The organism is Solemya elarraichensis gill symbiont (assembly GCF_002021095.1).
Taxonomy (GTDB): domain Bacteria; phylum Pseudomonadota; class Gammaproteobacteria; order Chromatiales; family Chromatiaceae.
In genome coordinates this window covers 1-12,937 of record NZ_MPRK01000032.1, presented here as the reverse complement: position 1 = coordinate 12,937, position 12,937 = coordinate 1, and the positions used below count along the sequence as shown (strand labels likewise).

Genomic DNA, 12,937 nt, shown 5'->3' with positions numbered 1-12,937 from the left:
CAGGGCAGTGGTTGATGCAGGCACCACAGCGAATGCAACGCAGCGTGGCATCGAGTTCATCGTCCTCGCGAATTGCCGAGCGGCCGTTATCGAGCAGTACAAGATGTACCTCGTCAGGGCCGTCGAGTTCATGCTCCTTGCGTGGCGAGCTGATCATGTTGAAGTAGGTGGTGATCGGCTGGCCTGTTGCCGAGCGCGTCAGGATCGACAGCAGGGGTGGAACATCGGAGAGTTTCTCAACGACTTTCTCGATACCTGTCACGGCAATATGGATTGGTGGTGCGGTTGTCGAGAGACGTCCGTTGCCCTCGTTTTCGACCAGGCACAGGGTGCCGGTTTCGGCAACGGCAAAATTAACACCGGAGATACCTGCATCGGCGGAAGCGAACTCCTTGCGCAGGATCAGGCGGGCCGAATGGGTCATCTCGTCGACATCATCCGTGTAGGGGATGTCGGGAAACTTTTCAGCGAACAGGTCGGCAATCTCCAGCCTGCTCTTGTGAATTGCCGGTGCGACGATGTGCGATGGAGGCTCTTCGGCGAGCTGGATAATATACTCACCGAGGTCAGATTCAATCACCTCGTAACCGAGCTGCTCAAGATGATGGTTGAGGCCTGTCTCCTCGGTCACCATCGACTTGCCCTTGATGATTTTTTTAACTCCCCTGCCATCGAGAATGTCACTGACGATCTGGTTTGCTTCATTGCTGTCGCTCGCCCAGTGAACCTGTACGCCGTTTTCCGTCAGTTTCTGTTCCAGTTGTTCGAGCAGTTGTGGCAGTTTGTGCAGCGAGTTGGCACGGATTGCCTTGTCGAGATTGCGCAGCTGCCAGAGCTCATCGGGATCCGGGAACTGTTCTGCACGCTTGGCCATGACACCGTCGAGTGCGTTACGGAAGTTGCGACGGATCTGGGGATCGGCAAGTGCCTCACCGATTCGCTTGCCGAAGCGGCTGTTGACCTCTTGACCAAGCTTATGATCCATTGCTTCTCTCCAGCAGGAATTCGGCGATGTGCTGGCATTCGGGTCCGTCACCCTGCTTCTCGAAAGCACCGCCGATGTTCATCAGGCAGCCGCAATCCTGGCTGATTAAACGCTCTGCACCTGTATCCCGGATTGATGCTGCTTTCTCAGTCACCATGGCGCCTGAAATATCGGGCTGCTTGACTGCGAAGGTACCGCCAAAGCCACAGCACTCGGTTTTGTATGCCTGCTTGACACAGGTCACCTGTTGAAGGCTCCCGATGAGTTTCTCTATACGATCTGCAACCCCCATTTCACGCAGCGCCGAGCAGGAGCTGTGAATCGCAACGGTGGTTGACTCACCCTTGTCGACAGGCTGGTAGTCGAGCCGGTCAACAAGGTACTCGGTCAGTTCGTAGACACGCGAGGCGATTTCACATGCGCGTTCTTCATCCCTGTCACCAGCGAAGAGTTCCGGCCAGTGATGCTTCATCATGCCGGCACAGGAGGCAGAGGGTACAACCACAGGATAGCTTTTCGGGAAACAGTCGAGCTGTTTGCGTGCCACCTCGCGTGCCTCGCTGCGGAATCCGGAGTTGAAAGCAGGCTGTCCGCAACAGCTCTGGGCAGGAGGAAAGATGACCTGGATACCGGCATTCTGTAGCAACTCGATACTCGCCATACCGGCATCCGGGTAGAGCAGATCGATCAGGCAGGTGCCAAACAGGTAGACATGGGTATCCGTGCTTTGATTGCTCATTGAAAGTAGTCCGTTGACATGGTTTTGACCTCTGTAGCGATCAGTGGTGTGAAAGCCATTTGTGAGAGCAGGTCGCGTTCAAGATCGATGCCGGGAGCCAGCTCTGTCAGAAGAAGCCCTTCAGCTGTCAGTTCAAAGACGGCGCGCTCGGTAATATATGTCACCTTCTGGCCACGTTGATATGCAGCTCTGCCGTTGAAAGTGAGGTGCTGCACCTGTTCGACAAACTTGTGTTGTCTGCCTTCTTCTTTAACATGGATGGTGCCCTTGCCAACATCCATTTGCAAGCCGCCGGATGTGAAAGTGCCCAGAAAAACAACCGATTTGGCGTTCTGGCTGATATTGATGAAGCCACCTGCGCCAGCCATGCGCGTGCCGAATCGACTGACGTTGACGTTACCGTGGCGGTCGACTTCCGCCATGCCGAGAAAAGCCTGGTCGAGTCCGCCGCCGTCATAGAAATCGAACTGTGCCGGCTGGTCGATAATCGCCTCGGCATTAACGGCTGCGCCGAAGCTGAGTCCGCCTGCCGGTTTGCCGCCAATTCCACCGGGTTCAACTGTCAGTGTGACGCTGTCGAGTTGTCCTGACTCCTCTGCAGCAATCGCAACTGCCTCTGGCATTCCGATGCCGAGATTGACGACTGTTCCCGCAGCAAGTTCAGTGGCCGCACGTCGGCCGATTACCAGGCGTTCATTGAGTTCGGCAGTAACTGCATGATCTGCACCAATGCGGATTTCGCATGTATAAGCGGGATTGTAGGCCTCGTCGAAAGTCTGCTCATGCTGATGCGGTTCAGCAACGACGACATAGTCGACGAGGATGCCGGGAATACGTACCAGTTGCGGGCCGAGGACATGTCGCTCGGTGATGCGTTCAACCTGCACGATGACAATACCGCCGCTGTTTCTTGCCGCCTGCGCCATTGCCAGTGATTCGAGATGCAGCGCCTCGTGTTCCATGGTGATGTTACCGGCGGGATCGGCAGTGGTGCCGCGCAGTAACACGACATCAATCGGAAAGGCGGGGTAGAAGAGGCAGGTCTCGCCATTGAGTTCGATACGCTGGACAATCTCTTGCGTGGTTACGGAATTGAGCTTGCCGCCGCCATGAACCGGATCGACAAAAGTGTCGAGCCCGACACGTGTGACTGCTCCGGGGCGTTTTGCCGCGATATCGCGATAGAGATGTGAAATTACGCCTTGTGGCAGGTTATAGGCCTCGATTTTGTTGTCGCTTGCGAGTGCGCCGAGTTTGGGTGCAAGCCCCCAGTGACCACCGATAACGCGTTTGATCAGCCCCTCGTGACCAAGGTGGTTGAGACCGCGCTGCTTGCCGTCACCCTGTCCGGCTGCATACATCAGGGTGAGGTTTTCAGGTGTGCCAGACTCGATGAAACGTTCTTCGAGTGCACTAAGAAGCGCTTCCGGGACACCGATGCCGACAAAACCACCGGTGGCGACAGTTGCATTGTCAGGCACCTGTTCCAGTGCCATACGCGCATCAACAAGTTTCCCCCTGTTTGCCATCTCCTGTTACCTGGCCCTGGAAGCTTGCGATGTATTCCACGCAAGCCAGGCCCACGCAACCAGCAGGAGTGTGCCGCCAATCGGCGTGATGGCGCCAAGCCACGTGGGCGCGCCAAGAGCCATTAAATAGAGTGTGCCGCAGAAAATCAGGATGCCAGACTGGAACAGGTAGCCAATACGCACCAGGCTGCGGTTATCCATCTGCATGGCAATCACTCCGCACAGCAGAATCGCGAGGGCGTGCACCATGTGGTAATCGGTGCCGGTTCCAAACCAGGCGAGTTGCTGTTGCGTGGCAATGCTCTTAAGGCCGTGAGCACCGAATGCACCAAGTGCCACGGCAAGAAAACCATTGATGGCGCCGAGCGTGATCAGTTGCCTGGCATGTCTGTTCATTGCTGCTCCAGTGCTTCGAGTGATTCGAGGGCAATTTCGCTCATTTCCATGTCGCTGTCGCTTCCCAGCTTTTTCAGCGCTTCGACGACTGACGCTGTTCCCTTGGTAAACCCGAGGTAGTGGGCAGCATCGGAACGTGCTTGCCGATTGTCTGAAGCGGCCAGTTCAAGTAACAGGGGTACCGATGCTTCCAGCGTATCAGTTTGGGCAAGTTCTTCAATGATGGCGCCAATACCAATTCGCACCGAGAAGGGCACCTCTTCCTCTGGCAGGCGTGCGATGACGGTTCTGAGCAGTTCAGAATTGTTGCGCAGTTTCTCAACGGCCTGTTCGAGTCGATTGGTTTCGAGCATGTGTGAAATTACTTCCGAGGTGTCAGAGGTAGAAGATCTGTCGACCCACTCCCTGATCTCATCGGGTGTATGGGCGCCGCTCAGTTCGACTTCACCGATACGCATCCATGGGACGGAGCGGGTGCCAACCTTGTCGGCAACTTCCGGGTGAATCGCAATATTGACGATTTCGATGCGTCCGATTGTGCCTTCCTTGAGTAGATTTTCCAGGTTTTGCATTGCAGCGGGGCAGTGGGGACAGCCGGGGGCGATGAGGAGTAAAACATCAGGGGGGTTTACTTGGTTATCGGGCATAATAAATCGTTAAAACAATAAGTTATGGGGAAATATCTTAACACGGGGTCGCGCGCGATTGTGTCAATAAATAATTTTGACTTACGAGTTGGTGGTGTGATGTCAGGATGTGACTGTGTCGACCAGCGACCAAGGTTCAAGGACCAACGACTTGTAACTTGTAACTAAGAGCTGCGCCGATGCATCGGCACAATCAGCCACTGCGCCAGCACCCATGCAGTCGCATAGACGACCAGTCCCGCCCAGATAACATCAGAGAGATAGTGGCCACCCTGTGCCATTCGGCTCAGGCCAACCAGGGCGCCATAGGTTATGACACCCCAGAAGATGCGCTTGTTACGCCGCCCCGGTGCTGCCATGAACCAGAATGCGAACATGGAAAATGCTGCGGAAGCGTGACCCGAGGGGAAACTTTTTGCCTTGCCGCTGGTTTCGCCATTGAACATGAGCGGTGGCACATAGTGCTTGTCACCGGTTAGTTCGAGCGTTTGTACTGGTCTTGGGCGTCCCCAGTTATCTTTCAGGATCAGGTTGGCGATGAGCCCCGGACCGATGAGAAGGACCATTAGAAAGTAAATTGCATAGTTCCTGTATCTTGACTGTTTTTTGAACCAGAACCAGCCGATCGCTGCAATGCTGCCGACCAGGGATGTGGTCATCAGGATCGGGATTGACTTGTAGAAGAAGATAGCAATCAGGCTTTTCTTCCCAATCCATTCGCCGTTTTCGACAAACAGGGAGGAGACAACGATATCGAGATCGGTCAGCCAGAAGAGCGAGGTGAACCAGGTCGCCACGGCCAACCACCAGATGATATCGACTTTCATACGGTCAGCATGTTTCATTGGCACTGATATCCCCTGAATCCGCTGGCATGGATAACAGATGCGCGGATTTCGTAATCCTTGTGTATTGTCACCACGATTGGTTCATCAGTTTGCAGCTGTTCAAAGCTCTGCTGCAGGCAGGCATTGTTATTGACATCAAGAAGCAGGTAGGTCTGCTGGCTGCCTGGCTGGAGTTCAGTAACAAGGTCAAAATGGTGGCTTACTGTGTTGCGTGGATTCCAGCTCGCCACTTTTTCAATCGGCTGTTTCGTCTCGTAGAGATAATACGATAGCAGGGAGCGCGATGGCGATACAACAATGACCGACGGATCATGAATGCGGCTGTCCACTTGCTCTGTAAACTCTTGCCATCCCCTCAGGCGTTTGAAGGGGTCATTGTTGTCACTATGTTCGATTCCGGCAAGCGTCTTGATGCTGTCGAAATGGGCAAGTCCAATCATTAAGACAAGGTTGGTGGCGATAGCCACTAACAGCACCTGTTTGGCTTGTTTCTCATGCAGCCACCAGGCAACAAGGAGGACACCGGCGATATAAGTTGGTGAGGCCCAGTTTTCGTTGGCGCGGCCAAAGAGTGCGACGCTGCTGATAATCAGCAGGAAGGGGAGGCTCATTATCAGCATGGAGAGTCTGTCACCACTACTCCACCATCCGCTGCGTGTCAGTACCGCGACATAACAGGCAAAAGAGATAACACCCATCACGACAAACTGGCTAATGAGAAAACCTGTCAGTTCATCCCAGTGAAACAGACTCTTATCCAGGACACCGGAAATTTCGGTGGTGTGCGTGATGGTAGGGAAGTCGTTATTGAAATTCCATACCAGGTTCGGAAAGAACAGCAGGAATGCAATCAGGACTGTTACCCATGGCCTTATGCTTAGAAGGTTGTGGCGATACTGTTTTGCGACACCCATTAACAACAGGCCGGATATAAAAAAGATTGCGAAGTTGTACTTGCTCAGCATGCCAATGCCGCCGACAAGGCCGAGCGCAATCCACCAGCCCCAGCTGTTGTCACGTAACGCCTTGATAAAAAGATAGAGCGCCCAGCTCCAGCACAGCAACAGGGGGACATCGGTTGAGGCGACGAAAGAGGAGAGGCTGATTGCCGGCATGGTGAAAAACAGTAGCGCAGCCCACAGCCCGACACGTCCTCCAGCGAGTTCTCTGCCAGTGGCGTAGATACCGAGGGCAGTGAGTGGGTAGAAGAGGATGCCGATGCTGCGGATACAGGTTTCCGAATCACCGCATACCGAGGTAACAGCGCTTATGAGTGCCGCGATAACCGGTGGCTTTGAGTAGTAGCCCCAGTCAAGGCTCTGAGCCCACACCCAGTAGTAGGCCTCGTCTATATACAGTGTCAGATCGTAATTTACGAGGATCAACACACGGTAGGCTGTGATGGCTATAAGGAATATCAGCAGCCAGGCGAGACTGTTTTTTTCAGTTGTCATCGTTTAATCGGTATAAGAAGTGCGCAAACAGCGCTAATGATAGCAAGGTTGAGCAGAAACAGGTGTGCTTGTACTGCTGCCTGCAGGCTGGATTTGAAATCGATTTCGAAGAGACTGAAGGCAGCCGCCATTCCGGCCTCGTAGGTACCCAAACCACCCGGTGAGTGAAACGGCAGGATGGAGGTCAGTTCGCCGGCGATGACTGCTGTGAGTGCCGTGGTTGCAGGCGTTGTGACAAAGGCAGTAACCAGCAGGGTGAGCACGCCGATTTTAACCCCCCAGTTGGCCGCGCTTAACAGCCATGCGATGAAAAAAGTGCGTTTTGACTCGGTGAGTTCATTTGCAGCGGTTTTCAACAGTTGCACCATGCGGCCGTCACTGTTGCTTGCATTGATGCGTTGCCTGAAGTGTTTCAACAGCCACAGCGACAGGGGCATAGATGCCAGCCAGGCAAGTAACAGCAGCGTAAACAGCCAGCCATCAAGCAGCGAATGGAAAAGTGGAAGGGCAGTCCCCGCGAGGGCATGCAAGTCCATTAGTCTGAGCCACAAGAGTCCGTGCGTAGAGCCTGCATAACTGCGACCGAAATAGCGCTTCATCAGCAACGGAAAGCTGAATTCCCCGGTGCGTGCGGGTAGCCAGTGATTAAGGGCGTTATGGATGAGTGTCAGCCGCATGGTGGCAGGAAAATGGTCGAGCGCGAAGAAATTCCGGTAACGCCATGCCCTCAGCAGGTAACTGAGCAACAGGCCGCTCACCGCAATCATTATTGTGGCACCCGGAAGTTCTCTCCACTGGGAGATAATCATTTCTAAATCAAAAAGATAATGGACTGCCGACAGGTAAAGAATGGCAATGGCGACTGCGACAAAAATGCGTGACCGGGCTGCAGGCATCATTTCTATTTTGTTTCCTGATGGGTTATTATAGCCGCCACTTTGTCCGGCTTGTGACTGTTTGAACTATGTCTGATCCAGATACCAGTGCTGACTCTATCAGCATTGTCGTTCCATTATATAACGAAATTGAGTCGCTCGATGCACTGCTCGAACGCGTCACTGCATCCATGCGCGCCTCAAAATATCCTTGGGAACTGATTCTTGTTGATGACGGCAGTTCGGATGGTACGCCTCAGCGCGTTTCTGAACTGGTTGAACAGTACGGCAAACACATACATTTGCTGGAATTACAGCGTAACTATGGCCAGACCGCCGCGATGCAGGCGGGAATCGACTACTGCTCAGGCAAGTATATTGTCACCATGGACGGGGATCTGCAGAATGATCCGGATGACATCCTTCGCATGGTTGAGGAGCTGAAAGAGAGAGAGCTTGACCTGCTTCAGGGATGGCGCAAGAATCGCAAGGATGGATTGTTCCTGCGCAAGATACCGTCGCGCATAGCCAACCGCTTGATCGCCAATATTACAGGTGTCAGCCTGAACGACTACGGCTGCAGCCTGAAAGTCTACCGTTCCTCTTTGATCAAGCGCGTGCGTCTCTACGGTGAGATGCACCGTTTTATTCCGGTGTGGGCTGCAGTTTTCACTCGCCCAAGCAGGATCGGCGAGACAGTCGTCAAGCACCATGCACGCGAGCAGGGTTCTTCCAAGTACGGGATTTCACGCACCTTTCGCGTCATTCTTGACCTGATTTTCGTCTACTTTTTCCTGCGTTTTCGTTCACGCCCCGGCCACTTCTTTGGCATGCTGGGGCTGGCATCCGGCGCCATCTCGGGCTTGATACTCAGTTACCTGGCGGTTGATAAATTTGTCTTTGGTGCCGATATCGGAACGCGCCCTCTGCTGCTTGTCGGTATTGTTATGCTGATTGCCTCGCTGCAATTTATTACGACCGGCATTCTTGCCGAGCTGATGACCCGTACTTACTACGAATCCACGCCCAATACGCCTTATCTCGCCTCTATCGCTGTTGATAAAAAAGAGATTGAGTGGAAGTTGCCTAACGAGGCAGCAGATAGCGCCGGGTGATGAGTATTCCAGAATTCCTAACTATTCATTTGTGATCTATTATGAAAGTCTCAATCTACGGTAGCGGTTACGTTGGTCTTGTCACCGGCGCTTGTCTGGCTGATGTCGGTCATCACGTACTCTGCGTCGATGTCGATGAGTCTAAAATCGCGTTACTCAAATCTGGTGGCATACCAATTTACGAGCCGGGTCTCGATGCAATCGTCAAGCGCTGTATTGCAGAAGGCACACTAGAGTTCACCACTTCGGCCGAAGAGGGTACTGCATTTGCCGATGTGCAGTTCATTGCCGTGGGTACACCGCCTGATGAGGATGGCTCTGCCGACCTGCAGTATGTCCTCGCTGTGGCGAACTCGATTGCCACTCACATGGATCGTCCCAAGATCATTATTGATAAGTCGACAGTGCCGGTCGGCACCGCAGACAGGGTGAGCGCGAAAGTGCGCCGTATTCTTGACGAGCGCGGTCTCGATATTCACTACGACGTTTGCTCAAATCCCGAGTTTCTCAAAGAGGGCTCGGCGATTCCCGATTTCATGAAGCCGGACCGTATAGTGATCGGCTCAGAAGATCCGCACACAATTGAGGTGATGCGTGAGCTCTACGAACCCTTCAACCGCAACCATGAGCGACTGGTGATCATGGATGTCCGTTCTGCAGAATTGACCAAGTATGCAGCTAACGCCATGCTGGCAACCAAGATCAGCTTCATGAACGAGATATCGAACCTTGCTGAACGACTAGGAGCGGATGTCGAGAACGTACGCCGTGGTATTGGTTCCGATCCGCGCATCGGATTCCACTTTATCTACCCCGGTTGTGGTTACGGCGGATCCTGCTTCCCCAAGGACGTCAAGGCGCTTGCGAGTACAGCAAAAGAGATTGGTTATCACGCCGAGTTGCTGAATGCGGTAGAGGGCGTGAATGAGCGTCAGAAGGCAGTCCTGTTGCAGCGCATTAAAGAGCATTTTGGTGATGATCTTACAGGCAAGCGTTTTGCCATCTGGGGGCTCTCCTTCAAGCCTGAAACTGATGATATGCGCGAGGCCAGCAGTCGTGTGACCATCGCAGGGCTGCTTGAAGCCGGTGCCACAGTATGTGCATATGACCCTGTCGCGAGCGAAGAAGCGCAGCGCATTCTTGGTGATGATGAGCGGATTGAGTATGCGGCTGACAAACATGCCGCAACCGAGGGTGCAGATGCACTTATTATTCATACCGAGTGGAAAGCTTTCCGTGTACCCGAACTCGATGTGCTTGAGGAGAAACTCAACAACAAGGTGATTTTTGATGGTCGTAACCTCTATGCGCCGGAAGAGCTCAAGACGCATGGCTGGACCTACTACGCGATTGGCCGTGGTGACTCGGTAAAGGGTAACGCCTGATGCATGTTTTGATTACTGGCGGGGCCGGTTTTATCGGTTTTTTCCTGGCGCAACGCCTGCTTGCTGATGGCGTACAGGTCACATCTGTTGACAACCTGACTCTCTATTATGATGTCGAGCTTAAACAGGCGCGCCTCGACCAGCTTGAGGGGCAGCCCGGTTTTACCTTTCAGCTGCTGGACCTGGCTGAGCGGGAAGTGACAGCTGCATTTTTTGCCGATAACAGTTTTGCTGTTGTCGTCAACCTGGCGGCACAGCCGGGCGTACGCTACTCGATTGAGAATCCGGCTTCCTATATCGATTCCAACCTCGTCGGATTCGCCAATGTACTCGAAGGGTGCCGCCATTCCAAAGTGGGGCACCTGGTTTACGCTTCAAGCAGTTCTGTCTATGGCATGAATACCAAGGTGCCATTTTCGACTACAGATGATGTCGATTACCCGGTGTCGCTCTATGCGGCATCCAAGAAAGCTAATGAGCTGATCGCTCACAGCTATTCGCACCTGTATGGGCTTCCGGTCACAGGACTGCGGTTCTTTACCGTCTACGGTCCATGGGGTAGACCTGACATGGCTTACTTCAGCTTTACCAAGGCAATTCTCGAGGGCAAGTCGATCCCGGTCTTCAACCATGGTCAAATGCAGCGTGATTTTACCTATATCGACGACATCGTCGAAGGTGTCGTGCGTCTGCTCGATAAGCCGCCGGCCGAGAAAAAGGCGCCTGGTTCCAATGCCACAGCCCGTTATGCACTTTACAATATTGGTAATAATCAGCCTGAAACACTTGGCGACTTCATCGTAGCGATTGAGAAGGCGTGTGGAAAAGAAGCGGTCAAGGAGATGCTGCCGATGCAACCGGGCGACGTGCCTGTGACATATGCAGATGTTGATGATCTGATATCTGCTGTTGGCTTCAAACCACAGACATCTCTGCAAGATGGTATTAATCAATTTGTTGAGTGGTATAGAGATTATTACGGAAACCAGCCTGGCTGACTTCCCCTTTATGAAATGAATTGTTCGTACAAGATTTAAACCGGCATGTCGAATCACAACTCTCACGCGCACACTGATTGGTATCAGGTCTACTACAGGAAGCATCCGGGACTGACATCATGACAGTCACTGGCAAGGAGACGCTCTTCAGGCAATCACCCGAGTTTATCTGGAAGGGCGTCGCGATCATTGGTGTGTACTGTCTTGTGCACATGCTGATGCGTTTGATTTTGCCTCAAACCCTCGCCTCGGATGATGCGATGGAGGCTTTCTTCTCTCAGCAGTTTCACCTGGTTTATAGTCTCAGGCAGCCACTCCTCTACAGCTGGCTTGTTTATGCTGCAAAAAACCTGCTCGGAGATATATCACTTGCTCTTGTAGCAGTCAGATATCTTTTGCTGTTTATCATGTATACAGGGCTGTTCCTTTCAGCCTCGATTATGTTTACTAATCGGCGGGTGATTGTTGCAGTAATGGTCAGCTATTTGCTTATTCGTCAATATGCAAGTCTCTCTCATCTCGTTATTTTCCTGGCCTATTATTATGCTGCTCAGCAGGTCGTGGATGCAGAGGTGCTTATCCTGGAGAAGAACAAGCTTGAACATGGAGGTATCACTGAGTATCTCTATTCGCTGTTGACCTTTGGTAGCGCTTCACTGGTTTTCTCAAGTCCATTGCTGATCGTCGTAGCGATCTTATTTCCCGGGCTGCTCTTTTCTCACCATTTTATTCTGCCGGTCGATGCAGAGAGGCATTTGCTCGCAGCCCAGATATTGATTGCTATGCTGGTACTTGTCGTGACCGGGTTTCTCCTCGGGATTGGCAATTATAAGCCACGTTGGGTGTTTCCGGCGTTGATCCTGTTGCCTTTTTACCTCTTTTCAGTACTAGAGGTGCATCCCGAGTATCTGAAGCGGGCAAAAAAATATATTATCGGTGTGGCAATTTTTTCAGTAATAACGCTGGTAAGTAGATATGTGAATGTTCACGTCGATTCTTATGAGGGCAAGGGATTTCATCGAATTCTTCCAATTAGAGGGCTTAAATCAACCTGTCACCCAAATGGGGTTCGCCGATAAAACCATTGTGGCCGATTCCTCAAAACTGGCCGGAAACCTGGTGATGCTCTTTCCCAAAGCAAAAATTTGCAGCCTGGAGCAGAAGGGTGACAGTAACTGTAAGGCTGATACGGGCAAGACACTCTATATTTCGCGCAAGCAGCCAAGCGAAGTAATTGGCGAATTCAAAGAGCACGCAAGCCTCATTATGAAGAAGGAAATCACTGATGCCCCAGGTGGTTACAGGAAAATCAGTGTTCCACTAAAGTATAATTCGGCAGTCCTGGTGACATTCCACCTATGGCAAACCGGCAGTTAATCATGGAGTGTTACTAAACAGGTCAACTTTTTCACAGCAACAAGGGCTGTGTATCAGTAAAATCCGCTATAATTCAGTCATCCAATACTCCGGACGAGGTATCATCAACTCCGGGAATAATTCGGACAACGGTACCAATTTGTTCTTAGCGATTCCTCTAAAAAGAGTAATGCACTTGGCGAGACAACGTACCAGATGCTCGAGAATGATGCCTGACGGAAGGTCCAATAGCATTCAGACGAGGAGTGAACGATGATGTCAGCACAGAGAAAAGAGCAGCCGGTAATCCAGGTCAAGAGAAGCGAGCTGCCGCTGTCATGCCCAAGGCCGGAAGACGAGGTCTGGAACATGCACCCGCGCGTCTACCTTCCTCTCGAGAAAGAGAAGCGCTGCGAGTGTCCATATTGTGGTGCTGTCTACCAGCTGAAAGATTAGTCCGGACCTGCTGATCATGGTGATCTGGTCCTTTGTCGATGGCAAACCGGGTCATATGAACCAGTCACGTGGGCTGATCGCTGCCCTGCAGAGAAAGGGCTCATGTGATGTGAGCGAGATCCAGGTGGATAATCTTCCGGGTGCAGCTTCGCTG

The 12,937-nt window shown here is 52.5% G+C and carries 14 protein-coding genes; 6 read left to right on the top strand and 8 right to left on the bottom strand.

Features of this window, described 5'->3' with window-relative positions; translation table 11 throughout:
• The 8 genes from BOW51_RS02995 to BOW51_RS02960 all read right to left on the bottom strand — a co-directional run.
• Positions 1-985 (bottom strand): LUD domain-containing protein (locus BOW51_RS02995; protein ID WP_078476374.1); only part of this gene is annotated, 985 nt, incomplete at its 3' end.
• Complete coding sequence (locus BOW51_RS02990) at positions 975-1,724, bottom strand: (Fe-S)-binding protein (RefSeq protein WP_078476373.1); 750 nt, start codon at positions 1,722-1,724, stop codon at positions 975-977. The genes BOW51_RS02990 and BOW51_RS02995, both read right to left, overlap by 11 nt.
• Positions 1,721-3,253, bottom strand: coding sequence for an acyl CoA:acetate/3-ketoacid CoA transferase (locus BOW51_RS02985; protein ID WP_078476372.1), 1,533 nt, complete (start codon positions 3,251-3,253; stop codon positions 1,721-1,723). Before BOW51_RS02985 ends, BOW51_RS02990 begins: the two co-directional genes overlap by 4 nt.
• Before the next feature lie 6 nt (positions 3,254-3,259).
• Positions 3,260-3,649, bottom strand: a complete 390-nt coding sequence (locus BOW51_RS02980) for a DUF423 domain-containing protein (RefSeq protein ID WP_078476371.1) — start codon at positions 3,647-3,649, stop codon at positions 3,260-3,262.
• Positions 3,646-4,296, bottom strand: coding sequence for a thioredoxin family protein (locus tag BOW51_RS02975; protein WP_078476370.1), 651 nt, complete (start codon positions 4,294-4,296; stop codon positions 3,646-3,648). The genes BOW51_RS02980 and BOW51_RS02975 overlap by 4 nt, the downstream gene beginning before the upstream one ends.
• Positions 4,297-4,460: 164 nt before the next feature.
• Positions 4,461-5,141, bottom strand: a complete 681-nt coding sequence (locus tag BOW51_RS02970) for a phosphatase PAP2 family protein (protein WP_078476369.1) — start codon at positions 5,139-5,141, stop codon at positions 4,461-4,463.
• Positions 5,138-6,598, bottom strand: a complete 1,461-nt coding sequence (locus BOW51_RS02965) for an ArnT family glycosyltransferase (protein ID WP_078476368.1) — start codon at positions 6,596-6,598, stop codon at positions 5,138-5,140. Before BOW51_RS02965 ends, BOW51_RS02970 begins: the two co-directional genes overlap by 4 nt.
• Complete coding sequence (locus BOW51_RS02960; protein WP_078476367.1) at positions 6,595-7,497, bottom strand: lysylphosphatidylglycerol synthase transmembrane domain-containing protein; 903 nt, start codon at positions 7,495-7,497, stop codon at positions 6,595-6,597. Before BOW51_RS02960 ends, BOW51_RS02965 begins: the two co-directional genes overlap by 4 nt.
• A gap of 65 nt (positions 7,498-7,562) precedes the next feature.
• On the opposite strand from BOW51_RS02960, the gene BOW51_RS02955 reads away from it, so the two are divergent.
• The 6 genes from BOW51_RS02955 (at position 7,563) to BOW51_RS02930 (ending at position 12,783) form a co-directional block, all read left to right on the top strand.
• Complete coding sequence (locus BOW51_RS02955) at positions 7,563-8,588, top strand: glycosyltransferase family 2 protein (RefSeq protein WP_078476366.1); 1,026 nt, start codon at positions 7,563-7,565, stop codon at positions 8,586-8,588.
• Positions 8,589-8,629: 41 nt separating this feature from the next.
• Entirely contained in the window at positions 8,630-9,973 is a 1,344-nt protein-coding gene (locus BOW51_RS02950; RefSeq protein WP_078476365.1) for a UDP-glucose dehydrogenase family protein, read from the top strand.
• Entirely contained in the window at positions 9,973-10,971 is a 999-nt protein-coding gene (locus BOW51_RS02945; protein WP_078476364.1) for an NAD-dependent epimerase, read from the top strand. Before BOW51_RS02950 ends, BOW51_RS02945 begins: the two co-directional genes overlap by 1 nt.
• Positions 10,972-11,183: 212 nt before the next feature.
• A complete protein-coding gene (locus BOW51_RS02940) occupies positions 11,184-12,050 on the top strand; it encodes a hypothetical protein (RefSeq protein ID WP_135568016.1) in 867 nt (288 codons plus the stop codon).
• A gap of 7 nt (positions 12,051-12,057) precedes the next feature.
• Positions 12,058-12,348 (top strand): hypothetical protein, encoded by a 291-nt coding sequence (locus BOW51_RS02935; protein WP_135568015.1) that lies wholly within the window; start codon positions 12,058-12,060, stop codon positions 12,346-12,348.
• A gap of 252 nt (positions 12,349-12,600) precedes the next feature.
• Positions 12,601-12,783, top strand: coding sequence for a zinc-finger domain-containing protein (locus BOW51_RS02930; protein ID WP_370738148.1), 183 nt, complete (start codon positions 12,601-12,603; stop codon positions 12,781-12,783).
• Positions 12,784-12,937: the final 154 nt, after the last annotated feature.